The sequence below is a fragment of the Amycolatopsis sp. w19 genome (genome assembly GCF_051373225.1).
GTDB lineage: Bacteria > Actinomycetota > Actinomycetes > Mycobacteriales > Pseudonocardiaceae > Amycolatopsis > Amycolatopsis japonica.
In genome coordinates, this window is the sequence record NZ_JBPQFM010000004.1 from 1 (window position 1) to 23,617 (window position 23,617).

The 23,617-nt window shown below is 68.9% G+C and carries 22 protein-coding genes and 1 rRNA gene; 16 read left to right on the top strand and 7 right to left on the bottom strand.

Annotated elements, in window-relative coordinates; translation table 11 throughout:
- Positions 1-143 precede the first annotated feature (143 nt).
- A 5S ribosomal RNA gene (gene rrf, locus ACSMFO_RS10680) occupies positions 144-260 on the top strand.
- Positions 261-548: 288 nt separating this feature from the next.
- On the opposite strand, the gene cobF is transcribed toward rrf, so the two are convergent.
- Entirely contained in the window at positions 549-1,319 is a 771-nt protein-coding gene (gene cobF / locus ACSMFO_RS10685; protein WP_436458359.1) for a precorrin-6A synthase (deacetylating), read from the bottom strand.
- Between the two features lie 96 nt (positions 1,320-1,415).
- Between cobF and ACSMFO_RS10690 the strand changes: the two genes are divergently transcribed.
- The 3 genes from ACSMFO_RS10690 to ACSMFO_RS10700 are packed head-to-tail and all read left to right on the top strand — an operon-like array spanning position 1,416 to position 4,008.
- Positions 1,416-1,622, top strand: coding sequence for a heavy-metal-associated domain-containing protein (locus ACSMFO_RS10690; protein WP_038517508.1), 207 nt, complete (start codon positions 1,416-1,418; stop codon positions 1,620-1,622).
- Positions 1,619-1,783: a hypothetical protein gene (locus ACSMFO_RS10695; protein ID WP_436458360.1), complete on the top strand. Its 165-nt coding sequence runs from the start codon at positions 1,619-1,621 to the stop codon at positions 1,781-1,783. The genes ACSMFO_RS10690 and ACSMFO_RS10695 overlap by 4 nt, the downstream gene beginning before the upstream one ends.
- A gap of 32 nt (positions 1,784-1,815) precedes the next feature.
- A complete protein-coding gene (locus tag ACSMFO_RS10700; protein ID WP_436458774.1) occupies positions 1,816-4,008 on the top strand; it encodes a heavy metal translocating P-type ATPase in 2,193 nt (730 codons plus the stop codon).
- Here ACSMFO_RS10700 and ACSMFO_RS10705 read toward each other — a convergent pair.
- On the bottom strand, positions 3,959-4,240 hold the full coding sequence (locus ACSMFO_RS10705) for a metal-sensitive transcriptional regulator (RefSeq protein WP_007034631.1): 282 nt from the start codon (positions 4,238-4,240) through the stop codon (positions 3,959-3,961). The two genes, ACSMFO_RS10700 and ACSMFO_RS10705, sit on opposite strands and share 50 nt — an antisense overlap.
- Positions 4,241-4,408: 168 nt before the next feature.
- Here ACSMFO_RS10705 and ACSMFO_RS10710 point away from each other — a divergent pair, with 168 nt between their 5' ends.
- A complete protein-coding gene (locus tag ACSMFO_RS10710) occupies positions 4,409-4,771 on the top strand; it encodes a YciI family protein (RefSeq protein ID WP_436458363.1) in 363 nt (120 codons plus the stop codon).
- Here the strand turns inward: ACSMFO_RS10710 and ACSMFO_RS10715 are convergent.
- Positions 4,768-5,436 carry a M protein gene (locus ACSMFO_RS10715; protein ID WP_436458364.1) on the bottom strand — a complete coding sequence of 223 codons (669 nt, stop codon included), beginning with the start codon at positions 5,434-5,436 and terminating at the stop codon, positions 4,768-4,770. The two genes, ACSMFO_RS10710 and ACSMFO_RS10715, sit on opposite strands and share 4 nt — an antisense overlap.
- Before the next feature lie 291 nt (positions 5,437-5,727).
- On the opposite strand from ACSMFO_RS10715, the gene ACSMFO_RS10720 reads away from it, so the two are divergent.
- Positions 5,728-6,345, top strand: a complete 618-nt coding sequence (locus ACSMFO_RS10720; RefSeq protein ID WP_436458775.1) for a maleylpyruvate isomerase family mycothiol-dependent enzyme — start codon at positions 5,728-5,730, stop codon at positions 6,343-6,345.
- Here the strand turns inward: ACSMFO_RS10720 and ACSMFO_RS10725 are convergent, their stop codons facing one another.
- From ACSMFO_RS10725 to ACSMFO_RS10740, 4 genes are all read right to left on the bottom strand, one after another.
- On the bottom strand, positions 6,346-7,680 hold the full coding sequence (locus ACSMFO_RS10725) for a copper resistance CopC/CopD family protein (RefSeq protein WP_436458366.1): 1,335 nt from the start codon (positions 7,678-7,680) through the stop codon (positions 6,346-6,348).
- Complete coding sequence (locus tag ACSMFO_RS10730) at positions 7,677-8,255, bottom strand: hypothetical protein (RefSeq protein ID WP_038517494.1); 579 nt, start codon at positions 8,253-8,255, stop codon at positions 7,677-7,679. The genes ACSMFO_RS10725 and ACSMFO_RS10730 overlap by 4 nt, the downstream gene beginning before the upstream one ends.
- A 118-nt stretch (positions 8,256-8,373) precedes the next feature.
- Positions 8,374-9,060, bottom strand: a complete 687-nt coding sequence (locus ACSMFO_RS10735; RefSeq protein ID WP_436458367.1) for a winged helix-turn-helix transcriptional regulator — start codon at positions 9,058-9,060, stop codon at positions 8,374-8,376.
- 40 nt (positions 9,061-9,100) lie between these two features.
- The gene (locus ACSMFO_RS10740) at positions 9,101-9,940 is read right to left on the bottom strand and encodes an AfsR/SARP family transcriptional regulator (RefSeq protein ID WP_436458369.1); all 840 of its coding nucleotides are present in this window, start codon (positions 9,938-9,940) and stop codon (positions 9,101-9,103) included.
- Positions 9,941-10,149: 209 nt separating this feature from the next.
- On the opposite strand from ACSMFO_RS10740, the gene ACSMFO_RS10745 reads away from it, so the two are divergent.
- The 10 genes from ACSMFO_RS10745 (at position 10,150) to ACSMFO_RS10790 (ending at position 23,493) form a co-directional block, all read left to right on the top strand.
- The gene (locus tag ACSMFO_RS10745) at positions 10,150-12,420 is read left to right on the top strand and encodes a TOMM precursor leader peptide-binding protein (protein WP_436458370.1); all 2,271 of its coding nucleotides are present in this window, start codon (positions 10,150-10,152) and stop codon (positions 12,418-12,420) included.
- Positions 12,421-12,462: 42 nt separating this feature from the next.
- On the top strand, positions 12,463-13,908 hold the full coding sequence (locus ACSMFO_RS10750) for a SagB family peptide dehydrogenase (protein WP_436458776.1): 1,446 nt from the start codon (positions 12,463-12,465) through the stop codon (positions 13,906-13,908).
- 118 nt (positions 13,909-14,026) lie between these two features.
- Positions 14,027-14,908, top strand: coding sequence for a helix-turn-helix transcriptional regulator (locus ACSMFO_RS10755; protein WP_038517485.1), 882 nt, complete (start codon positions 14,027-14,029; stop codon positions 14,906-14,908).
- Positions 14,909-15,069: 161 nt separating this feature from the next.
- Positions 15,070-16,026, top strand: a complete 957-nt coding sequence (locus ACSMFO_RS10760) for a DUF1702 family protein (protein ID WP_436458777.1) — start codon at positions 15,070-15,072, stop codon at positions 16,024-16,026.
- Positions 16,023-17,987 carry a CRTAC1 family protein gene (locus tag ACSMFO_RS10765; protein WP_436458371.1) on the top strand — a complete coding sequence of 655 codons (1,965 nt, stop codon included), beginning with the start codon at positions 16,023-16,025 and terminating at the stop codon, positions 17,985-17,987. Before ACSMFO_RS10760 ends, ACSMFO_RS10765 begins: the two co-directional genes overlap by 4 nt.
- The gene (locus ACSMFO_RS10770; RefSeq protein WP_436458373.1) at positions 17,984-18,979 is read left to right on the top strand and encodes an enediyne biosynthesis protein; all 996 of its coding nucleotides are present in this window, start codon (positions 17,984-17,986) and stop codon (positions 18,977-18,979) included. The genes ACSMFO_RS10765 and ACSMFO_RS10770 overlap by 4 nt, the downstream gene beginning before the upstream one ends.
- Positions 18,976-20,328 carry a cytochrome P450 gene (locus ACSMFO_RS10775; RefSeq protein ID WP_436458375.1) on the top strand — a complete coding sequence of 451 codons (1,353 nt, stop codon included), beginning with the start codon at positions 18,976-18,978 and terminating at the stop codon, positions 20,326-20,328. Before ACSMFO_RS10770 ends, ACSMFO_RS10775 begins: the two co-directional genes overlap by 4 nt.
- 5 nt (positions 20,329-20,333) lie before the next feature.
- Positions 20,334-20,891: a DUF5987 family protein gene (locus ACSMFO_RS10780; protein ID WP_436458376.1), complete on the top strand. Its 558-nt coding sequence runs from the start codon at positions 20,334-20,336 to the stop codon at positions 20,889-20,891.
- On the top strand, positions 20,888-22,540 hold the full coding sequence (locus ACSMFO_RS10785) for a GMC family oxidoreductase N-terminal domain-containing protein (RefSeq protein WP_395871995.1): 1,653 nt from the start codon (positions 20,888-20,890) through the stop codon (positions 22,538-22,540). Before ACSMFO_RS10780 ends, ACSMFO_RS10785 begins: the two co-directional genes overlap by 4 nt.
- Positions 22,541-22,542: 2 nt before the next feature.
- On the top strand, positions 22,543-23,493 hold the full coding sequence (locus tag ACSMFO_RS10790) for a carboxymuconolactone decarboxylase family protein (protein ID WP_436458378.1): 951 nt from the start codon (positions 22,543-22,545) through the stop codon (positions 23,491-23,493).
- Positions 23,494-23,617: the final 124 nt, after the last annotated feature.

A 23,617-nucleotide genomic window follows, 5' to 3' on the forward strand; every position in this document is an offset into this window, starting at 1 on the left:
TGGAAGCACAGTAATGTGTTGTCGAGTTGACTGGTACTAATAGGCCGAGGACTTGCCCACAAAGATGTTACGCATCCACTCTACAGCTCTGAAACACCACACAACCCCCTCGTGTGAGGTTGTGGGGGAGTGTTTCACAGTGTTTCGGTGGTTATAGCGTCAGGGAAACGCCCGGTCCCATTCCGAACCCGGAAGCTAAGCCTGACAGCGCCGATGGTACTGCAACCGAAGGGTTGTGGGAGAGTAGGACACCGCCGGACTAACATTAGAAAAAGGAAAAGGGCCCAGGGCCTGGTCGAGAACCACGAGTTCTCCCAGACCTGGGCCCTTTTTCTCATGCCCGAAACCCCGTCACACCCGTGATCAGACACCGATCACCCGTGATCAGACGGACGACACGACCGAGACGCCGTGTCGTCCACCCGATCACGTGTGTCGTCCGTCTGATCACGCAAGATCCCTCCCCAAACACGCGAGATCCGCCTTCAATCACGCGAGTGACGGGACGGGGCACGTGAGGGTGGGGCGGGGGCCCCGCATTGAGAGGACTAAATGCGGGAGGGGGCGGGGCGGCGCAGGTGGTAGATGTCCATGATCCAGCCCTTGCGGGAGCGGGCGGAGGCGCGGACGGAGCGGATCTCCTCGGCGAGGGCCGCGGTCAACGGGCCGGAGAGCAGGAGCTCGTCGGGCGTCCCGAGGTACGCGCCCCAGTAGATCTCCAGGCCGGTATCGACGAACTGCGAGAACGTGCACCCCGCGTCCAGCATGACGAAGACGTCGTCCACGTTCTCGGGCCAGCCGGCCTCGAGGCGGCGGCCGGTGGTGACCAGGACCGGGCGGCCGATCTGGTTCATCGTGGTCCGGTGCCGTGACGTCAGCGCGGCCACGCTGCTCACCCCGGGGATGACGTCGTACTCGAACTCGACGTTCCCGCGGTCGAGCACCGCGTCCAGCAGGGTCAGGGTCGAGTCGTAGAGCGCCGGGTCGCCCCAGACGAGGAACGCGCCCCGCTCGTCGGGACCCAGGGAAGCGATCATGGTCTCGTAGACGTCGGTGCGGAGCCGGTGCCAGTCGGCGACGGCCTTCCGGTAGTCATCAGGAGTACGGTCACGTTCGGGGTCCGGTGCCCGAACGACGCGGTAGCCGGGCTGCTCGACGAAGCGGTCGAGGATCTCCTGGCGCAGAGCCACCAGGTCCTGCTTTTCCGAGCCCTTGTCGAGCACGAAGAACACATCGGTCTCGTTGAGCCGCCGGATGGCCTGGACGGTCAGGTGGTCCGGGTCGCCGGCGCCGATGCCGATGGCGGAGATCTTCCTCATTTCCGCAGTGTCCCCGCACCCTCTGTGCACACCACTACCCCCACGGGGTATAAAGGAAGTGATCGCTCCACCTGTCCTGTAGAGGAGTTCGCACCGATGGCCGAAACCACCTACATCGTCAAGGGCATGTCCTGCGGGCACTGCGCCGCCTCCGTCACCGAAGAGGTCAGCGAGATCGCGGGCGTCAGCGCCGTGAACGTGGACGTCGCCAGCGGCAAGGTCACAGTCACCAGCGACGCGCCGCTGGACGTCCAAGCCGTCGACGCGGCCGTCAGCGAGGCCGGTTACCAGCTCGTCTCGTGAGCACCGCCGTCAAGGTGTCGGCGTTCGCCGCGGCTCTGGTCGCGGTGTTCGCCGTCGCCTGGGCGATCGGCTCCGCCGTCGGGCCGCTGGACGAGGAGCCGCCGCCCCCGTCGGCACCGACCAGCGAGCACCATGGGCACCACCCGGGAGGCGCGCCGTGACATCCCAGCGGGTCGAACTGGCCATCGGCGGGATGACCTGCGCGTCCTGTGCCGCGCGGGTCGAACGCAAACTGAACAAGGTCGACGGCGTCTCCGCCACGGTCAATTACGCCACCGAAAAGGCGCAGGTCGACTTCCCCGCCGCGGTCTCGGTCGAAGACCTCGTCGGCGTCGTCGAGTCCGCCGGTTACACGGCCCAGTCACCCCGGCCCGACGAAGGCGAAGACGAGACCGGCTCCCTGCGAACCCGTCTCGTGGTCTCCGCCGTGCTCGCGGTGCCGGTGATCGTGCCGGCGATGGTCCCGGCCTGGCAGTTCCCCTGCTGGCAGTGGGTCTCGCTGGCCCTGGCCGCACCGGTCGTCACCTGGGGCGCGTGGCCGTTCCATCGCCCGGCCTGGACGAACCTCCGTCATGGCGCCGCCACCATGGACACCCTGATCTCACTGGGCGTCGTCGCCGCCACGCTCTGGTCGCTCTACGCGCTGCTGTTCGGCACCGCCGGGACACCCGGCATGCGACACGGTTTCGAGCTGACCATGGAGCGCGGGCACGGCGCGGGCAACGTCTACCTCGAGGTCGCCGCCGGGGTGACCACGTTCCTCCTCGCGGGCCGCTACTTCGAGGCCCGGTCCAAGCGCCGCTCCGGCGCCGCGCTGCGGGCACTGCTCGAACTCGGCGCGAAGGACGTCACGCTCCTGAAGGACGGCACCGAGAGCCGCGTCCCGATCGGCGAGCTGAAAACGGACGACGAGTTCGTCGTGCGGCCGGGGGAGAAGATCGCCACCGACGGGGTGGTGACCGACGGTGGATCGGCCGTCGACCTGAGCATGCTGACGGGTGAAGCCGTCCCGGTCGAGGTGGTGGCCGGGGACGCCGTCGTCGGCGGGACGGTCAACGCGAGCGGCAGGCTCGTCGTCCGCGCCACCCGGATCGGCGCCGACACGCAGCTCGCGCAGATGGCGCGGCTGGTCGAGGACGCGCAGAACGGCAAGGCGCGGGTCCAGCGCCTCGCCGACCGGGTGTCGGCGGTGTTCGTCCCGGTGGTGATCGCCCTCGCGGTCGGCACACTCGGCTTCTGGCTCGGCGCGGGTAGCGGAGCCGACGCCGCCTTCACCGCCGCCGTCGCGGTCCTGATCATCGCCTGCCCGTGCGCGCTCGGCCTGGCCACGCCGACGGCGCTGCTGGTCGGTACCGGCCGCGGCGCGCAGCTGGGCATCCTCATCAAGGGCCCGGAGGTGCTCGAGTCCACTCGCGCCGTCGACACCGTCGTGCTGGACAAGACCGGCACGGTGACCGCCGGGAAGATGAGCCTCACCGACCTGTTCGGCGACGACGAGACCGAGGTCCTGCGCCTGGCCGCGGCGGTCGAACACGGCTCCGAGCATCCGATCGCCCGCGCGATCGTCGCGGCCGCCGAGGAGCGGCTGGGTGAGCTGCCGCCGGTCGGCGGGTTCCGCAACGTCGAGGGTCTGGGTGTCGTCGGCGAGGTCGAGGGCAAGACCGTCCTGGCCGGGCGGTCCGCCCTCCTCGACCGGCACGGCATCGCCGTCGGCGACGAGTTCACCCAGGCCAAGAAGGTCGCCGAGGAACGCGGCGCGACCGCGGTCGTCGTCGCCTGGGACGGCGAGGCACGGGGTGTGGTCGTCGTCGCCGACACGGTCAAGCCGACTTCGGCCGAGGCCGTGGCCGGACTGAAGGCGCTCGGGCTCCGGCCGGTCCTGCTGACCGGGGACAACGCCGGTTCCGCGGAGGCCGTCGCCGCCGAAGTCGGGATCGACGAGGTCGTCGCGGAGGTGCTGCCCGCCGAGAAGGTCGACGTCGTCAAGCGCCTTCAAGCGCGAGGCAACGTGGTCGCCATGGTCGGCGACGGCGTCAACGACGCGGCCGCGCTCGCGCAGGCCGACCTCGGCCTCTCGATGGGGACCGGGACCGACGCCGCGATCGAAGCGGGCGACCTCACCCTGGTGCGCGGTGACCTGCGCGCGGCCGTGGACGCCATCCGGCTCGCGCGCCGCACGCTCGGCACGATCAAGGGCAACCTGTTCTGGGCGTTCGCCTACAACGTCGCCGCCCTGCCGCTGGCCGCGCTCGGCCTGCTCAACCCCATGATCGCCGGGGCCGCGATGGCGTTCTCCTCGGTTTTCGTCGTCACCAACAGCCTGCGGCTGCGACGCTTCAGGACCGGACCAGCCGGGCGATGGCGTCGGACGCCTCCCGCACCTTGAGGTCGGCCTCTTCCCCGCCCGCGGCGGCGGCGTGGACCACGCAGGTGGCGAGGTGCTCGTCCAGCAGTTCGAGGGAGAACGACTGCAGCGCCTTCGTGGCCGCGGACACCTGGGTCAGGATGTCGATGCAGTACTTGTCCTCTTCCACCATCCGCTGCAGACCGCGGATCTGCCCCTCGATCCGGCGCAGGCGCTTGAGATAGGCCTCCCGCTCGGTGCCGTAGCCCGTCATTCCCGCACCCGTTCTCTCGTCGTTCCCCGTCGTCGTCCCACTATACCCACCCCACGTATGCGGCCGGAGAGTGGAAAAAAGCGGGTGTCAGGATGTCGAGAACGATCCGGCCGCTCCGACTCCTGCGTGAGTGGCCGGGCACCGGCCGCACGACCAGGAGGAACACCGATGAAGTACATGATCATGATCACGATGAACCCCACCGCCTGGGACGCCCTCCCCGAAGAGGAGCGCAACGAGGTGGTCGCCCGCATCGACCCTTTCATGAAGAAGCTCACCGAGAGCGGCGAACTGCTCGGGACGCAGGCGCTGGCGGAGCCGAAGGACAGCACCGTGGTCCGGGTGCGTGACGGCGTCCCGGTGGTCACCGACGGCCCGTTCGCGGAGTCGAAGGAGTACCTGGCCGGCTTCTACCTGGTCGAATGCGACAGCAAGGAGCGGGCGATCGAGATCGCGGGCCAGATCCCGGACGTGCACATCAACGCGATGGAGATCCGGCCGGTGGTCTTTTCTTCGGGTGACCCCGCTTAGGTGGCGGCCGCTTCGGTGCCGGTGCGGGCTTCGGGCCTGCTCCGGCGCTGAACGGGCACTTCCGGTTTCGGTGAGTCCGGTACGGCCAGCACCAGGCCGGCTTCGGTGAGCAGTTCGCGGCAGCCGACCAGCTGTTTCAGCACGTCGTCGCGCAGGCGGAGGGCCACATCGGCCTTCTGCCGCGCCTCGGCGACCAGGCGCTCGCCCTTTTCGGCGGCGTCGTCGAGCAGTTTCCGCGCCTTCGCCTGGGCGGCTTCATCCCGTGCGGCGAGCGCGCGCATCGCCTCCGCGCGGCGCAGCGTCATGGCGCGCTCGAAGTCTTCGGCGATCCGCTTTCGTTCCGCCTCGGCCTTGGCGGCTTCTTCGGCGGCCCGCGCGGCGATGTCGTCGGCTTCCTCGCGGGTGAGTTCGAGCATCCGGCGCGAGCGTTCCTGCAACGCGTCCGGTGCGATCGGCACGCGGCTGATCCGGTCGACGCTGGCCTTCAGTTCGCGATTTTCCTCTTGTGTGGCGGCGAGCTCGCCGGCGAGAGCTTGCCCACGGCGGATCGCTTCGTCGCGTTCGGCTTCCACTCGTCGTAGTTCGGCTTCCACCTCGCGGACGAATTCCCGGACCTGGGCGCGATGGAAACCACGCCACGCCAGATCGAAGCCGGGCATCTCCATTGGTCACCTCCACAGTGGTCGATGTGTCACCGATGGGCGCTTTTCTTTGCCACACGGGGGCTTTCACCGACCAGTGTGCCTGAAGCCGCGGCGACACGCGCCACGGGTGGGTGGTCTTTGCGGTGAACGGTCCGCCGCAAGCGGGAAGAAGGGTGAAGTCTCCCGGCGGTGGGAGAATGGACGGCCATCGCATACCCCACGGGAGGTGTCCGCGTGACGAGCAGCCGAATTCGGGTCCCTGGCTGGAATACGGCGACAGCGGCCGAAGGATATCGGCAGGTCAGGGAGAACATCGCGATCTTGGTCACCGATCACGCGGGGGCGGGCGAGCGGGCCGTCCCGGCCTGTCCACAGTGGACCGTGCGGGATCTGATCGCGCATCTGACCGAGATCTGCGATCGGGTGATCACCCGGTTCGGTGGCGAGGCCTGCCCGATCCCGGAATCCGCGTCGGCCGTCGAATTGCTGAAACTCTGGCTCGAACGCGGACCCGAGGCCGACACCCTCCTCGCCGCCGACGGCGGCGGGAAGAGCCGCGGCGACATCATGGTGATGGACGCCTTCACCCACGAGCTCGACATCCGGTACGCGCTCGGCGCTCCGCCGCCTGAAGCGCACGCGGCCTGGCTGCGGGGATTCGAAGTGCTCGTCGGCGGGCTCGGCGCCTCGCTGAGCAGGCACGGTCTGCCGGGGATGCGGATCGAGACCGAGGGCGCGACCTGGATCGCTGGCACCGAACCGGTCGCCGCGGTGCTCTCGGGCGCGCCCGCCGACCTCTACCGGACGCTCGCCGGGCGCCGGAGCCCGGCCCAGATCGCCGCCATGGAGTGGCTTGGCGATCCCGAGCCGTGGCTCCGGGCCTTCACCTGGGGGCCGTTCACCCCGCCGGACGAGGAGATCGAGCGGTGATCACCCGGTCGGGGACATCGAGGACAACGCCGCCGCCAGCGCGAGCACCACGGCCACGATCAGCACCTCGACGCCGACGCTGACCCGCAGTTTCCGCAGGTCGGCGGTCACCACTCCGGTGCCGCCCCGGCCGGAGATCCCGCGGCGCACCGCGGTGCGGCTCAGATTCGCCACCAGCAGCAACGCGGCGAACCCGGTCAGCTTCAGCACGAAGACGATGCCGTAGGCCGACGTCCAGAGCGCCTCCACCGACGGGACGAGCCGGAAGCCCAGGTAGGCGCCGCTGACCACCATGATCACGATCGACCGGGTGGCGATCGGATGGAACCGCGCCAGCGCGGGCTCGGCCTCCGACGCCGAGTACCTGCCGCGCAGGAGCACGGCCAGCTGGATCAGCCCGCCCACCCAGACGGCCATCGCGCCGAAATGCGCCAGGTCGGCGCTGACCGAGAGGAACATGATCTTGTCGGCCACCGCGTGCCCGGTCGCGGAGAAGCTCAGCATCACGATGAACCCGGCCGCGATGCCGAGGTTCTCGTAGCGCGACCGCAGCCGGTCCGGCAGGTCGCCCGCCAGCAGCCGCCGCACGATGACGGCGAGCGCGACGATCGCGGCCAGGCGCAGCAGCAGGAGCTTCCCGTACGCCACCCGCAGGGTCGCCTCGATCAGCGCCCCGTCGAAGATCGCGCCGGCGCCGCGGCCCGCGACGTACGGGCCTTGCAGCAGGAACCCGGCCACGGCCGTGACACCCGAGAGCCACAGGCCCGCGGTGATCAGCTTCCGTGCCGCCGGGTCGGCCCGGCCGCCCGGACGGCAGACCAGCAGGAACACGAGCCCGCCGAGCAGCGCGACGCCGCCGAAGGATCCCCAGCGGAAAGTGGTGAACAGCGCGTCGGTCACCGGGTCGGTCCCCGTGGAGGCGGACACCGCGCCCGCCGACGTGATCAGGGGACCGGTGCCGATCACGAAGGCGATCGTGCCGCGCACCGGATGCGAGTCGGTCGAGACGAAGGCGTACTCGACGAGGTAGCTGCCGTCGGGAAGGTCGGGTTCGAGTGCGACGGCGACCTCTTCGGCGACTTCGCCGGGTTGGAACACCGGGCCGGACACCACGTCGGTGCCCTGTTGGTCGACGACCTTGATCGAGTTCGGCTGGATGCCGATGTTCTCCGACAGGGTGACCGAGACCCGCGCCGGCGCCGAGGTGAGCCGGGCGCCGTCGGCGGGGTTCGAGGAGAGGAGTTCGACGTGGGCCGAGGCCGGGGTCGCGGCGAGTACCGCGACCCCGAACCACGCCGCCACGAGGGCCAGGAGCGCGAAGAGTCTCCCGGTCACGATGCCGCGGTCGCCAGCTCACGCCGGCTGACGGGCGAGCACGTGCAGCCGGTCAGCTCCCGCTCGGCGGCGGGCGCCTTCCGGTGCACGAGCATCGCGATGATCATCGGGATGGTGACGACCGTGTTGTAGAACAGGTGCAGTTCCACGCGCGGGATGAACAGCTGGATGATGCTGCTCGGCGCGGTGCCGCCGCCGAGCCGCCAGCCGGTCTGCGCCTGGATCAGCAGGAGCAGATGCTCGATGTGGTGCCAGAACTGCAGGCCGAGCGCCAGGTTCCACCACTGCCGCGAGCGGCCGGCGAAACCCTTGCGCAGGGCGAACAGGAAGATCAGCATGACGATGGCGTAGCCGTAGTGCAGCCATTCGGAGCTGATCAGCTTGGGGAACGGGATCCCGAGCACGCCGCGGGCGTCCGGGGTCTTCCAGCCGAGCGCGTAGATCTGGAACGCCTGCACGAGGTGTTCCGCCCAGTGGGCCACGACGACCACCGCGAAGGTGAGGAGCGCCGCGCGGTGGTATTTCCCGTTGAGCGAGGCGAGCAGACCCGGGCGAGGCGAATCGAGTGCGGCCATGAAGGGGCTCCTTGTGGCGAAAGACCGACCGGTGACGGATGTCGACGATATCCCGCGTTTCGAGGATTTCGATTACTCCGGATTGCCTGATCCGACCTGCGGTATTACGCCGGATGGCTCAGCGGACGACGATTCCGTCGGGCATTTTCGGAGCGGCGGGAATGTGGAACAGGTCCGTGAACAGTTCCAGATATTCGAAGGCGCCCTCGATGCGGATCTTCCCGGTCCGCGTCGCGTCGGCGGCGGTGAGATCCCCGCTCAGCAGATCCTTGATGAACGGGCCCAGCGGTTCGATGACCGCGTCGGCGCCGGGGTGCGCGCCCTCCGCGACCTTGAGCGCGCCGTCCTCGACGATCGCGTGCACGACCATGTCGCCCGGGTACCGCAGCTCGTAGGTGACCTGGACGCCCTTGGCCCTTTCACTCCGGAAGGTCGTGTACAGCGACAGGATCGCCGAATCCAGGGTGAAGACGTCCTCGGCAGCCGGCCTGCCGAGCGAACGCGCGCCCCAAAGCCCGAGGTCCAGCACGATCTGGTCGAGTTCGCTGCCGTACTCGGTGAGCTCGTAGACCACCGCGGCGTCGAGCTGGGGGAGCAGACGGCGGCGGAGCACACCGGACTGCTCGAGTTCGTTGAGCCGCGCGGACAGCGTGCTCGCCGGGATCTTGGGCAGACCCGCCTGCAGTTCGGTGAACCGCTTCGGGCCGAGGACGAGGTCACGGACGATCAGCAGCGACCAGCGTTCGCCGATGATCTCCAGCGCGCGGGCCAGACCGCAGAACTGTCCATAGGTACGACTGCTCATCCGTCGATCCTCACTTTCGTTTCCGTGGCGGGAGCGGGGTTCACGCGGGTTCACCTTCGGAAAGCAGGCCGTGGTGCAGGACCTGCAGTTCGTCACAGGGTTCCACGCCCAGTTCGTGGTTGAGCCTCGCCCGCACCTGACGGTACGTGGCGAGCGCGTCGGAGCGCCGCCCGCTGCGGCCGAGCACGCGGATCAGCTGCCCGTGCAGCGCCTCGTCGAGCGGGTTCGCGGTGACCAGGGAACGCAGTTCGCCGATCAGCTCGTGCCGCATCCCGGCCGCGATGTCCGCCTCGATCCGCAGGTGCAGCGTGCTGCGCCGCTGCTCGACGAGGTCGATCGCGTACGCCGACAACACCGGTCCACAGTGGACGTTCGCGAGCGGCGGCCCGGACCACAGGTCGAGTGCCGACCGGAAGGCCTTCGCCGCTTCGGTGTGCTCACCGCGTAGATGCAGCTCGCGGCCCTTGTGCTGCAGCTCCTGGAACTCGAAGACGTCCACCTGCTGCGGCGCGATCCGGAACACGTACCCCGGCGGTTTCGTCGCCAGCATGGTCTCGCCGTACGGGGCCAGCTCGTTCTCGTCGATGCACTTGCGCAGCTGGTAGACGTAGGTGTGCATGGTGGTGCGGACGCTGCGCGGCGGGTCGTTGGCCCACAGCTCCTGCACGATCGTGTCGATGTGCACGATCTTCCCCGGGCTCATGACCAGCATGGCGAGCACCTGCAGCAGCTTCGGCGTCGTCGGCGCGTAGTCGATCCCGTCCCGCACGAGTTCGAGCGGGCCGAGCAGGCTGAAACGGACGGGGCTTGCGGGCGAGGCCGGAATCGGGTTGGGTGCCGAGCCGTGGTGCTTGTCCGCTACTCGTGATCCGGTGTACATCGCAAGCGCCCTCCAGCTCGATACGCGTCGTGCCTTCGACAGTGACAGAGCGGCCGGTCGCCGGGCCAGTGAGCCGTCCACCAGGGCCCGCATGCGTGTCTCCCGGAAGGACATGGGTTTTTCACGTCCGACGCATGAATCGCACACTGGCCGCTACCCGGCCCCGCGCAGCAAGATTCGAGAATCGAACCGACCTACTGGGGGTCATCATGCGCGAGGCATCGTCCACGCCCACCTCGTTCGGCGGACTGGGATTCAAACGGCATCTGCGTGCGGAGATCAGTGAGGGCAACGGTGCCTACCTGTTCTCCGAACAGGGGGTGATCGCGATCCGCGGCGCGCAGGTCGCGTCGGTGGCGGCCCTGCTCGACGGCACCCGTGACCTCGACGGGCTCCTGTCCGCCTGCCCGGAGGGGATGAACCCCGAACAGGTCACCGGTGTGGTGGCCCGGCTGGTCGAGGCCGGTCTGGTCACCGTCCACGTCCCGGACGAGGTCAGCGGGGACGAGCGCGCGCTCGCTTACTGGGACGCGTGCGGTCTCGACGCGTCCGCGGTGGCCTGCCGTCAGAAGCCTGCGACGGCGAGCCTGACCGCGATCGGCCGCGGCGTCGACACCTCGCAGGTGGCGAACGCGCTGGCCGCGAGCGGCATCGAAGTGGTCGAGACGGCTTCCGAGCTGGCCATCGTGCTGTGCGACGACTACCTCGACCCGAGGCTGGCCGAGATCGACGCCGAGCACCGGCGCACCGGACGGCCCTGGCTGCTGGCCCGGCCGTCGGGTTCGCAGGTGTGGATCGGCCCGGTCATGCAGCCCGGCCGGTCCGGTTGCTGGCACTGCCTGACGAACCGGTTGTGGGGGCACCGGCACGCCGAGGCCTGTGTGCAGGAGGTACTCGGGCACGACGGTCCCGCGTCGTTCCCGATGCCCGCCGTGCCGCCGCTGACCGCGGCCGCGTCGCAGCTGATCTCCCTCGAAGCGTCCAAATGGCTGGCGGGGCACCGCTATCCGGGGCAGCAGGCCGTGTGGATCCTCGACACCCTCGACCTGCAGGGGCGGCTGCACGAACTGCGGCGCCGCCCGCAATGCCCCGAATGCGGGGACGAAAGCATCGTCGCCACACGGACGGCCGAGCCGGTCGTGTTGCGGGAGGCCAAGAAGGCGACGTCGGGTGGTGGCGGGCACCGGACGCTCACCCCGGTCGAGGTGCTCGACCGATACGGCCACCTGGTCAGTCCGGTCACCGGCATCGTCAAGGAGATCGCCCGCGACCCGAGGGCGCCCGCGTTCGTGAACGCGTACCGTTCCGGGCTGAACGTCGCGCGCCGGGTGCGCGGTGAGGCGGGGCTGCAGGCCGGGTTGCGCGGGGACAACGGCGGCAAGGGCGCGAGCCCGATCGACGCCGAGGTCGGCGCGCTGTGCGAGGCGATCGAACGGTTCTCGGCGAACTACCAGGGCGACGAACTGCGGATCCACGACACCTTCCGCGCGCTCGGTGACGACGCCGTCCACCCGAACTCGTGCATGCTCTTCGACGAACGCCAGTACGAAACGCGCGTCGAGTGGAACGCCAGGCACGCGAACTTCCAGCACGTCCCCGACCGGTTCGACACCGAGGCGGTCGTCGACTGGACACCGCTGTGGTCGCTCTCGCAGCAGCGGCGGAAGCTGATGCCGACGGCGTACCTCTACTACGGGGTGCCGCCGGAGTGCGGTCTCACCGGGATGCGCGCGGACTCCAACGGCTGCGCGGCCGGAAGCAGCGTCGAGGACGCGATCCTGCAGGGCCTGCTCGAACTCGTCGAACGCGACGCCGTCGCGATGTGGTGGTACAACCGGCTTCCCGTGCCCGGTGTCGACATCGCGTCGTTCGACGACCCGTGGGCCGAGGAGATGGTCGGCCAGTACGCGCGGGCGGGCCGGGAGCTGTGGGTGCTCGACCTGACCGCGGACCTCGGTGTGCCGGTGATGGTCGCGCTGTCCAGGAGTATCGCCGGGCCGCGCGAGAACGTCATGATGGGCTTCGGCGCCCACCTGGATCCCCGGACGGCGTTGCGGCGGGCGGTCAGCGAGCTCAACCAGATGATCCCCGCGGTGCTCGCGAACGACGTCGAACTCGACGATCCCGACGCGTCGGCGTGGCTCAAGTACGCGACCGTCGGGAACCAGCCGTATCTGCTGCCGGCACCGGGGCGGTCGGCGAAACGCGCCGCGGACTTCAAGTTCGTCCGGCGGCCCGATGTCCGTGACGACGTGGAGTGCTTGGTACGGAAGCTTTCCGCGCTGGGAATGGAGACGCTCGTGCTCGACCAGACCAGACCCGACATCGACCTCCCGGTGGTCCGGGTGGTCGTTCCGGGGCTGCGCCCGTTCTGGAGCCGCTTCGCCCCCGGGCGGCTGTTCGACGTGCCGGTGCGGCTGGGCAGGCTCGCCGAGCCGACCCCTTACGACCGGCTGAACCCCTTCCCCATGTTCTTGTAGATCAAGCTGGAGCGACCGTTGACGACAGATCCCCCCGGCGGCATGGCCGAAACGATCCCCTTGTGGTCGCTCACCGACGACAGCCTCGTCGAGATCGGTGAGGACGGCTCGCTGGTGGTCGTCACCCGCTGGGGGGAGTACGAGTTCGTCAACGCGGAACCGCTGGTGCTGGAATCGTTGCGGCGGATGGCCTTGGGGCCGGTCTCGCTGGCGAACGTGACGTCTTCGTGGGAGCCCGTCGAGCGCGAGCCCGATCTCGAAGGCGAGCTGAGCTGGACGGCCGAAGGCGCCGACGCGCTGCGGCAGGCGCTCAAGGAACTCGGCGGTTCCGTGGTGCGCTCGCTGGGGCTCGCCGACGGCAGGGGACCGCTGCTGTCGGTGATCCCGGTCGTGCTCGCCCCGGTGTTCGCGCCGGTGGAGATCCCGCCCACGCGCCCGATCCGGTTGTCCCGCTTCAGTTCCCTGCGGTCCGACGCCGACGGGATGGGGCTGGAGTCGCCGTCCGCGCGCTATCGCGTCGTGCTGTCCCAGCCGTGGGCGGTGCATGTCGCGGCGACACTGGCGACGGCGAAATCGGTCGGGGACATCGTGTCCACCACCGGGATCGACGCCTCGGTGGTCGGCGCGATCGTGTCGTATCTGGTCGCCGCGGGTGTCGTGCAGGTGGCCGGGGAACACGGCCGGTTCGCCGAGGACGACGATCCCGAACTGGGTCTGTGGTCCCCGGACGAACTCTCGTTCCACACCACCAGCCGCACCTGGCGGCCCGGTGGCCCGGCGGACCTGCCCGGGCTCGGGAAACCGCCGGTGGTCAAGGCTTCCTCCGGCGACGGGCCGGTCCATGTGCTGTACCGGCCCGATCTGGCCGACCGCGCGGAGACCGATCCGACGCTGACGGCGTTGCTGGAGCACGATCACACCTGCCCCGAATTCACCGAGGGCGTGCTGACCGCCGAGCAGATCGGCGAATTCCTGTTCCGCGGCGCGAGGATCCGGTCGATCGGGCCCGCGCACCTGCCGAACGGGCCGGCCCACAGTGCTTCGCAGCGGCCGTATTTCAGCGTCGCCTGCCTGTACGAACTCGAGTTGTACGTCTCGGTCAACCGGTGCTCTGGGCTGGACCGCGGGATCTACCACTACGACCCGCTGGAGCATCGGCTCGGCCTCGTCAACGCCGACGAGGCCGACCTCGACGCGATGCTCGACATGGCGATGATCGGCGGCGGCAACCATCGGCGGCCGTCCGCGCTGATCACCGTGACCGCGCGGATGCCGCGGATGGCGTCCGTCCTCGGTGGCGGCGCGTACGCCACCACGCTGGCGCACGTCGGTGCGCTGCAACAGACGCTGTACCTCGTCGCCCGCGCCATGGGGCTGGCCGCACACGCCGTCCCGGTGGACGCCGGCGACCGCGTCGACCGCGCGCTCAAGCTCGACTGGCCCGCCGAGGTCAGTGTCGGCGAGTGCGTCCTCGACCTCCTCGTCTGAGTGGCTTGCGTCTCGATCGCTCATCGAGCACACCGAAATCGGCACCGCGTTTGCTGGCGTACAGAGGAAAAGCGACAGCGAATCCGAGGTTGGTCTGATGCAGCTACGAACAGTCGCCATGGCGGCGAACGAGAAAGGCGTCACCGAACCCGGTCGGCCCCCCGAGCCGGCGCCCCCCTTGCAACCTGCGGTGCTGCAGGCCATCTCATCGATGCACGCGAGGTACTTCGACCCGATCACCTTGGGCGACCTGGCATCGGAAGTCTTCGTCAGCCCGTTCCACTTCTCGCGGATCTTCACCAAGGCGACCGGGGTCACCCCCGGCCGGTACCTCACCGCGATCCGGCTCTTCGAAGCGAAACGACTGCTGCTGACGACATCGCTGACGGTGTCGGACATCGTGTGCAGCGTCGGCTACAGCAGTGTCGGCACGTTCACCAGCCGCTTCACCCGTGCGGTCGGGATGACCCCGACCCAGTACCGCGACCCCGAGGTCGGCGAACTGCTCGTCGCGCTGGCCCCGCATTTCCAGCGCCTCCCGACCCTGGAAGCGTTGCACAGCGCCGGAATGGGCAGCGCCACCATGCGCAGCGGCACCGGCACGCTCAGCGTGCGGGTCGAGACCCCGCGCGGGGCTGGCCCGGCGAGTGTCCTCATCGGACTGTTCGCCGAGTCGATCCCGCAGTGTGGTCCCGTGGCCTTCGGCGGCAGGGCGAACGTCCTGTCCGCGGACATCGAGATCCAGAACGTTCCTGAGGGGCGGTGGACCGTCATCGGGGTGGCCGAGCACGCCGCCGGGACCGCGGCCTCCACGTTCTCCATGGGCACGTTGCCGGGCCGCGTCGACATGACCCGGTACGGCAGGGTTCACCTGCGGATGCCCATGCGCGCCCCGCGCCCGACCGACGCGCCGATGGCGATCACCCTCGCCGGCGGTCCGAGCTCGGCCGGGAACCGGATGACCATGCCCGCTTCCGAGTACCTCCGCGCGGTGGCCTGAGGCGAGGTTATTCCCGCGGTCTCCCGATTTCGCAAACCGGGAGAACCGCGGGCGCAACCGTGGAGTGGTCGCGTCATCATCACGCATGTGAGCCTTGAGGAAATCCGGAATTCGAATCCACCCGTTAGGGGGAGAGTGCGTTGGGCAATGGTTGGCGCACGATCAGACGTCGCATGATCACGCCGGACGTCTCCGAGACGTCACTGGACAAGCGCGGTTTCCACAAGAAGAGCCCGGCCGCTCAGGAATTGCTGGAGACCGTCGGTGAGAAGTTCCTGCTCGGCTACGCGCACGCGGTCGAAGCACGGTCCGTTGATCAGGCGGAAGAATGGCTCGAACGCATTCCGGTGAAATACCGTGGCTTCGCCTACGAGGGCGCGGGAATGGGGTACGGAATGCTGGACGGGCTGCCGGGCGGCGGCCGCCGTCACATCGAGGAATTCCTCGACGGCCCCGGCGAGAAGCACGACTACATCATCTACGTCGGCGTCGGCTGGGCGATGGCGCGCCTGCCGCGCTTCCGCTGGCCGTCCGCCGAGGACTTCGACCCGTTGCTGCGCTGGCTGGTGCTCGACGGCTACGGCTTCCACCAGGCCTACTTCAAGACGGCGAAGTACGTCGACGGGCAGTTCCAGGACCCGGACTTCTCGTGGCCGCCCGGAAACGGCGGCTACGCGCTGCGGGCGATCGACCAGGGCATCGGGCGGGCGCTGTGGTTCATCTGCGGTACCGACGTCGATCTGGTCGCCGACACGGTCGCGCGATTCCCCGAGTATCGGCACGGAGACCTCTACGCCGGTATCGGGCTCGCCTCGACCTACGCGTGCGGTGTCACCGGTGACGAACTGCTGAAACTGGCCGAATTCGCCGGTGAGCACCGCGGGAATCTCGCCCAGGGCAGCGCTTTCGCCGCCGAAGCCCGCGTCCGCGCCGGGCTGCTGATCCCCGAGACCGAGGTCGCCACTCAGGCGATCTGCGGGCTGCCGGCCGAGCGGGCCGCGGCCATCACCCAGGAGGTGCGCCCGGCGACCGTGGTCGACGGCGAACTCCCGGCATTCGAAACCTGGCGACAGCGCATCGCCGCTGAGGTTCTCAACTCTGGAGGTGCAGGGAAATGACCGCGACCTTGGGCTGGCTCCGCAAGCAGCTTGCGGGCATCGTGGCGCTGGTGCTGATGGCGGGACTGTTCGTGGTGGCGCAGCTGCCCACCGTCTCGACCGCCGAGGCCGACACCATGGCTTCGAAGTACGCGTTCGAGCCGTTGACGATCGCCTTGCCGGAGGCGGCGAAGAGCCAGTCGATCCGGACGGTGAACAAGGAGTACGAGCACATCCGCGCCTGGATCTCCTCGGTCGGCGCGGCGATCGCGGTCAACGACCTCGACGGCGACAAGCTCGCGAACGACCTTTGCTTCGTGGACCCGCGCAGCGACCAGCTGGTGATCACCCCGACGCCGGGCAAGGGCGGGGACCGGTACGCGCCGTTCGCGCTCGACGCGGCGCCGCTGCCGATGGGCAAGTACATCGCGCCCATGGGCTGCGTTCCCGCGGACTACAACGAGGACGGCCGGGTCGACCTGCTGGCCTACTACTGGGGCCGCACGCCGATCCTGTTCCTCGCGAAGCCGGGTGCCACGAAGCTGGAGCCGAAGGCCTACGAGCCGGTGGAACTGGTGCCGGGCAACAACTCCAAGAACGGCGAGTACTCCGGTCCACTGTGGAACACGAACGCCGCTTCGGTCGGTGACTTCGACGGCGACGGCCACCAGGACATCTTCATCGGCAACTACTTCCCCGACAGCGCGGTGCTGGACGACCGCGTCTCCGGCGGGGTCGAGATGAACAAGTCGATGTCGCACGCCGACAACGCCGGCGGCAAGTACATCTTCCGGTTCACCGGCGCCACCCAGGGCGCCAAGCCGACGGCCACGTTCGTCTGCGACGACAAGGCGATCCCGGCCGACTCCCAGGGTGGCTGGTCGCTGGCGGCCAGCGCCACCGACGTCGACGGGGACAACCTGCCCGAGCTCTACATCGGCAACGACTTCGGCCACGACCGCCTGCTGTACAACAAGTCCCGCCCCGGTCACGTCGAATTCGCCGAGGTGAAGGGCATTCGCGGGCCCAACGAGCCGAAGTCCAAGGTGATCGGCAACGACTCCTTCAAGGGCATGGGCGTCGACTTCGCCGACCTCGACCATGACGGTCTCTACGACCTGTACGTCAGCAACATCACGACGTCCTGGGGTATCGAGGAAAGCCACTTCCAGTTCATGAACACCGCCAAGGACACCGCGGATCTGCGTGGCCGTCTGCAGGGCGGCGAGGCGCCGTGGGTGGACCGCAGCGCACAGGCGGGCACCGCCTGGTCCGGCTGGGGCTGGGACGTCAAGATCGCCGACTACAACAACAGCGGCGAATCGGTGATCACCCAGGCGACCGGCTTCGTCAAGGGCGACGTCAACCGCTGGCCGCAGCTGCAGGAGCTGGCGACGTCGAACGACGAACTGCTGAAGCACCCGTACTTCTGGCCGAACATGGTCGCCGGTGACGACGTCGGTGGCGATCACACCCTGCACTTCTGGGCCAAGAGCTCCGACGGCCGCTACACCGACCTGGCCCCGCGCCTCGGTCTCGCGGTCCCGGTGCCCACCCGCGGTATCGCCACCGGTGACGCCGACGGCGACGGCAAGCTCGACTTCGCCGTGGCCCGCCAGTGGGAGCAGCCGATCTTCTACCACAACGTCAGCCCCGAAACCGGGTCGTACCTGAACCTGAAGCTGGTGCACGACAAGGCTTCGGCGGACGGCCCGCTCAAGGCGGCGGGGACCGCGGCGATCGGCGCGCAGGTCACCGTCGTCACCCCCGACGGCAAGAAGTACATGGACCGCGTCGATGGCGGCAGCGGCCACTCCGGCAAGCGCAGCCACGAGATCCAGATCGGGCTGGGCAAGGTCACCGGGCCGGTGAAGGTCTGCCTGCAGTGGCGGGACCTGACCGGGCAGATCCGCACGCAGGAAGTCCAGCTGACCCCGGGCGACCACACGTTCCAGCTCGGCGCTCAGGCTAAGGAGAAATGACCGTCATGGCTGAGCAGACACTCACGGCACCGAAGAGCAACAAGACGATCACGGCCCTTCGCCGGTTCGCGATCTCGATCACCATCTTCAACATCATCGGCTACACCGTGCTCGGTTTCGAGCAGCCCTACACCTATCCGTTCATCGCGCTGGCCACGGCGTACACCACGGAAATCCTGCTGGAGATCATCGGGGCCCGCGTCCAGGGACGCGACGTCCGCTTCCGGGGCAACGGGTTCAAGGGACTGGTGGAATTCCTCTTCCCCGCGCATATCACCGGTCTCGCGCTGAACATGCTCACCTACGTCAACGACCAGGTGCTGGTCATGATGTTCGGCGTCGTGGTCGCCGTCGGCGCCAAGTGGGTCCTCCAGGCCCCGGTGCGGGGACGGCTCCGCCACTACATGAACCCGTCGAACTTCGGCATCACGATCATCCTGCTGGTGTTCCCGTGGGCGAGCATCGCGCCGCCGTATCACTTCACCGAGCAGGTCGACTCGTGGGTCGGCTGGCTGATCGTCGGCATCATCATGATCTCGGGCACCGTGCTCAACGCGATGCTGACCCAGCGCATGTGGCTCATCGGCGCCTGGCTGATCACCTTCGCGCTGCAGGCGATCATCCGTGGTCTGGTGTTCGACACCGCGATCCCCGGCGCGCTCGGGATGATGACCGGTGTGGCGTTCGTGCTCTACACGAACTACATGGTCACCGACCCGGGGACGACCCCGTCCAAGCCCGCGTCGCAGATCCTGTTCGGTTCGGGCGTGGCGCTGGCGTATGGGTTCTTCATGATCGTGCACGTGTCCTACGGCCTGTTCCTCGCCACCGCGCTGGTCTGCCTCATCCGCGGGGTGTTCCTGTGGGGCCTGCACTTCTCCAAGAAGGCAGGAGAGAAGTGGGAGGCCGAGCAGGCGAAGGCGGCGGAGGTCACGTCCCTGCCCAAGCCGGCCGAGAAGCCGGAGACGGAAACCGGGGCCGTGGCGGCATGACTCCCGGTGCGGAAAGCAGCCGGGCGGCGCGTCTCGTGCCGCCCGGCCCGCCGCGCCGAGCGACCTTCGGTCTGCTGAAGAAGCTCTTCACCGACCGGCTGGCGCTCATGTCGGACTCGGCGGAGGCACACGGGGACGTCGTCCGGATCGCGATCGGTCCCAAGACGATGTACCTGGTGAACCACCCCGACCTGGCGAAACACGTGCTCGCGGACAACGCGGCCAACTATCACAAGGGAATCGGCCTCCAGGAGGCGAGGCGGGCGCTCGGCGACGGGTTGCTCACCAGCGACGGCGACGTCTGGAAGAAGCAGCGCCGGACCATCCAGCCGGTGTTCCAGCCCAAGCGGATCGCGCGGCAGGCCTCTGTCGTCGCGAACGAGGTCGAAGGACTCGTGAAACGCTTGCGGGACACCGAAGGACCGGTGGAGATCCTGCACGAGATGACCGGGCTGACCCTCGGGGTGCTCGGCAAGACCTTGCTCGACGCGGATCTCGGCGGGTTCACGTCGCTGGGGCACTCGTTCGAGGCCGTGCAGGACCAGGCGATGTTCGAAGCGGTGACGCTGAGCATGGTCCCGCAATGGGCGCCGCTGAAGAAACAGCTGCGGTTCCGGGAATCGCGGGCCGACCTCCGCCGCATCGCCGAAGAACTCGTCGAGCAGCGGCTGGCCAACCCGGTCGAGAACGGCGAGGACGTGCTTTCACGCCTCATCGCCACCGACGGGACCCGCGAGCAGATGCGGGACGAGCTGATCACGCTGCTGCTGGCCGGGCACGAGACGACGGCGAGCACGCTGGGCTGGGCGTTCCATCTGCTCGACGAGCATCCGGAGATCGCGGCGAAACTGCGTGCCGAGGCCGACGCGGTGCTGGGCGACCAGTCGCCGACGCACGAGGATCTGCATCGGTTGCCGTACACGGCGAGGGTCGTCGAAGAGGTCATGCGCCTGTACCCGCCGGTGTGGCTGCTGCCGCGGGTGGCGCAGGACGACGACGAGATCGGCGGCTATCACATCCCTGCCGGATCCGACGTCGTCGTCGTGCCCTTCACCCTGCACCGGCATCCGGCGTACTGGCCGGAGCCGGAGAAGTTCGATCCGGACCGGTTCGATCCGGACCGGCCGAGCGGGCGGCCCCGCTACGCCTACATCCCGTTCGGCGCCGGGCCGCGGTTCTGCATCGGCAACAGCCTCGGCGTGATGGAGGCCGTTTTCGTGCTGACGATGGTCCTGCGCGACCTCGAACTCAGAAAGCTCCCGGGCTACGACGTGGTTCCCGAGGCGATGCTGTCGCTCCGGGTGCGCGGCGGGCTGCCGATGACCGTGCACACCAGGAACAGGAGGTAGGTTCCGTGGATTCGGACGAACAGGTCGAGGTGTCCACTTTGGAGGCCTACGCGGACACGATCGTGCCGGGGGAGAAGCGCTTCCCCGATGACCACGCCATCGCCGGCGCTTCGCCGGGACCGGGCGCGGTCGTGGCGGGCGCGCTCGAACTGCTGCACACCGAGGCGACCGGGGTGACCGTCGGGCTGCCGTATCTGGCGCAGTCCCTCAACGAGCACGCGAAGGTCTACGCCAAGGAGAACGAGGTCTCGCTGGACGAGTCGCTTCCGCCGTTCGTCGCACTGTCCTTCGCGGACAGGACGGCACTCGTGCGGTCGCTGACCGCGCCGGGGCATCCGGAGAAGGACGGCTGGGTCAGCCTCGCCTTGTTCTGCAACATGTCCTTCGACAGCGCGGCGCACAAGCACACCGCCGAAGCCATCGCCGAGGGCCACCCCGGTCTGCTGGCGATGGGGTACACCGCGCCGGACGAAGACGGTTTGTGGCGGTTCCCGAAGTTCTCCTACCGCCGCGAACTGGCCCGAGTCCACCCCGACACCACGCCTTCCGGGAGCCCCGCATGACCGCCTACGACAAGACCGACGTCGTCATCGTCGGCAGCGGGTTCGGTGGCTCCATCCCCGCCTACCACCTGGCCGCGGGCGGGGCGAAGGTCACCGTGCTGGAACGCGGGCCGTGGCTGGAGACTAAGGACTTCGAACACGACTATCTGCTCGGCTCGTCCTACACCCGGGCTTTCGACTTCGTCGTCGGCGACGGGATGAGCGTGCTCGGCGGGAACTGCGTCGGTGGCGGCAGCGTGGTGTACTTCGCCGCGATGCCCCGCGCGCCGAAGTTCGTGTTCGAGCGGCACGGCAGCATCGGCCGTCGCATGTGGCCGTCGGCGCTGACACGCGACACGCTGGAGCCTTGGTACGACCGGGTTTCGGAGTCGCTGCCGGTGTCCACACAGGACTGGAACGACGTCTCCTACGCGGGCGGGCTGTGGGCCGCCTTCTGCGACCACTCCGGCCGCACCGCCAACCCCGCGCCGGTCGCGGTGGACAACGACCGGTGCGTGAACTGCAACTTCATGATGGCGGGATGCCGGTTCGACGCGAAACGCTCGCTGCTGACCAACTACCTCCCCGCGGCGCTCGCCCACGGCGCGAAGATCCGGCCGCTGCACGAGGTGCAGCGGATCGAGCGGATCGACGACGGCGACTATCGCGTGCATTTCACCATCGTGGACGACGAGGACTACCGGCTCCAGTCCGGAAGCGGGACGATCGACGCGAAGGTCGTCATCATCGCAGCGGGCGCCGGCGCGACGCCGGTGATCCTGCAGCGTTCGGAGGCCGCGCTGGGCACCATGCCGCACGCCGTCGGCCGGTACTTCTCGGGTAACGGGGAGCGGCTCAACACCGCGATCATCAACGAGGAGCGCGTCCGCGAGGTGCTCGGACTGTCCCGTGAGGACGGGAAGGTCTACGAGGCCAACCACATCGGCAAGGGCCCGACCGTGGCGAACTGGGACAAGCTCGACGGTTCGCTGCCGGAGTACGAGCGGTATTCGCTGGAGCAGCTGTACTTCCCGCCCGGGCTCGGCACCATCCTCGCGCAGGTGCCGGACGGCGACGAACCGCGCTGGTTCGGGGTGCAGAAGAAGGAGATCCTCAAGAAGTGGGCCTCCTGGCTGACCATCTTCCTGATGACCGAGGACGACAACGAGGGCGTCTTCGGCGCGCCGCCGCCCACCGGCAACGCCTACCGCATCTCGCAGCAGATGCTCGGCCGCGGCCCGCTGAAGTACGACCCGACGCCGAACACCCGGCACGGCTGGGCGCTGGCCGACGCGGAGTGCAAGGAGATCCTCGAGAAGGACGGCCTGGCGAAGGTGGCGCCGTGGACCAACGACGTCGTCGGCGCGTACACCGTGCACCCGCTGGCTTCGTGCCGGATCGGTGACGACCCGGCGACCTCGGCGCTGCACCCGAACCACGAACTCCGCGACCACCCCGGGATCTTCGTGACCGACAGCGCTTCCGTGCCGGGCGCGCTGACGGTGAACCCGGCGATGACGATCGCGGCGCTGGCCGAGCGTTCGGTGCCGGGGATCGTGCGGGCGTTGCAGGCACGCGGTGTCGACGTCACCTATGGCGCCCCCGCTCCGGACGGCTCCATCACCGGGCGGCGCGCGGTCGGCAAGCTGTCGCTGGTGGCCGGGAGCTGAGCGTGGCACCCGTGCTGGTGAGGCTCGCGCTGCGGCGCGCGGTGCGTGAAGCCCGGTACGTCCGGCCGGTTCCCTTCGGCCGGGCGACCGGGCTCGTGCGTGACGTCTACGGTCGGCTGGAACGCGACTTCGGGATGCTGGCCCCGCCGGTCGCGGTGCATTCGCCGTCACCGGCGGTGCTCGCGGCGAGCTGGGTGATGCTGCGGGAATCGCTGGTGGCGGCGGGGGAGACGAGCCGGGCGGACCGGGAGATCGTCGCGACACTGGTGTCGCGAGGGAACTCGTGTCCGTACTGCGTCGAGGTCCACGGGATGGCGCTGGACTCGCTCGGGCGCTCCGCGGAGGCCGCGGCGATCGTCGAGGGCCGTCCCGTGGCGGATCCTCTCGCGCGGGCTCTTTCGGCCGGGGCCCGTGCGGAGCTGACCGCGGTCGCGTTCACGTTCCACTACCTGAACCGGGTGGTGAGCGTTTTCCTCGGCCCGTCACCGCTGCCGCCGACCGTGCCGGATTCGGCGCGCGCGAAGGCGAAGGCCGTCTTGGGGCGATTCCTTCGGCCGGTGACGGGGGCTTCGCCGGGAGACTCGTTGGAGCTCTTGCCGGTGGGCTCCCGGGATTTCGCGTGGGCCGCGGGCAATCCTGTGGTCGAGGACGCGTTCTCACGTGCTTCGTCGGCGTTCGCCGCGTTGCCGGTGCCTTCGTCCGTGCGGGATGTCATGGAACGGGAGCTGTCCACTTGGGACGGTGCGCCGCCCGGGTTGAGCCGGTCCTGGGTGGACGCCTTCGACGATCCCGCGGTGCGCTTGGCCTTGGTGGTCGCGAAGGCGCCTTATCAGGTGGACGACGCTTTGGTGGCGGCCGCGGGGCTGGGGGATCGGGAGCTGGTCGAGTTGGTGGGGTGGGCGAGTTTCACGGCCGCGGCCCGTGCCGTTTCGGTCGCCCCGCTTCGTGGCTAGTGCGGCGTACTGCCGGTCTTGTGACGCGAAAGCCACTTTCGCAACGTTCAACGTTGCGAAAGTGGCTTTCGCGTCGTCGTAGGTCCGGGTCAGTCGGCCAGATGACCGATTCCGTTCAACAACA

Coding starts and splice junctions, on each gene's coding strand:
- cobF (WP_436458359.1), bottom strand. CDS start 1,319: ATGAGGAAGATCTCCGCCATCGGCATCGGCGCCGGCGACCCGGACCAC.
- ACSMFO_RS10690 (WP_038517508.1), top strand. CDS start 1,416: ATGGCCGAAACCACCTACATCGTCAAGGGCATGTCCTGCGGGCACTGC.
- ACSMFO_RS10700 (WP_436458774.1), top strand. CDS start 1,816: ATGACCTGCGCGTCCTGTGCCGCGCGGGTCGAACGCAAACTGAACAAG.
- ACSMFO_RS10705 (WP_007034631.1), bottom strand. CDS start 4,240: ATGACGGGCTACGGCACCGAGCGGGAGGCCTATCTCAAGCGCCTGCGC.
- ACSMFO_RS10710 (WP_436458363.1), top strand. CDS start 4,409: ATGAAGTACATGATCATGATCACGATGAACCCCACCGCCTGGGACGCC.
- ACSMFO_RS10715 (WP_436458364.1), bottom strand. CDS start 5,436: ATGGAGATGCCCGGCTTCGATCTGGCGTGGCGTGGTTTCCATCGCGCC.
- ACSMFO_RS10730 (WP_038517494.1), bottom strand. CDS start 8,255: ATGGCCGCACTCGATTCGCCTCGCCCGGGTCTGCTCGCCTCGCTCAAC.
- ACSMFO_RS10735 (WP_436458367.1), bottom strand. CDS start 9,060: ATGAGCAGTCGTACCTATGGACAGTTCTGCGGTCTGGCCCGCGCGCTG.
- ACSMFO_RS10740 (WP_436458369.1), bottom strand. CDS start 9,940: ATGTACACCGGATCACGAGTAGCGGACAAGCACCACGGCTCGGCACCC.
- ACSMFO_RS10745 (WP_436458370.1), top strand. CDS start 10,150: ATGCGCGAGGCATCGTCCACGCCCACCTCGTTCGGCGGACTGGGATTC.
- ACSMFO_RS10750 (WP_436458776.1), top strand. CDS start 12,463: ATGGCCGAAACGATCCCCTTGTGGTCGCTCACCGACGACAGCCTCGTC.
- ACSMFO_RS10755 (WP_038517485.1), top strand. CDS start 14,027: ATGGCGGCGAACGAGAAAGGCGTCACCGAACCCGGTCGGCCCCCCGAG.
- ACSMFO_RS10765 (WP_436458371.1), top strand. CDS start 16,023: ATGACCGCGACCTTGGGCTGGCTCCGCAAGCAGCTTGCGGGCATCGTG.
- ACSMFO_RS10770 (WP_436458373.1), top strand. CDS start 17,984: ATGACCGTCATGGCTGAGCAGACACTCACGGCACCGAAGAGCAACAAG.
- ACSMFO_RS10775 (WP_436458375.1), top strand. CDS start 18,976: ATGACTCCCGGTGCGGAAAGCAGCCGGGCGGCGCGTCTCGTGCCGCCC.
- ACSMFO_RS10785 (WP_395871995.1), top strand. CDS start 20,888: ATGACCGCCTACGACAAGACCGACGTCGTCATCGTCGGCAGCGGGTTC.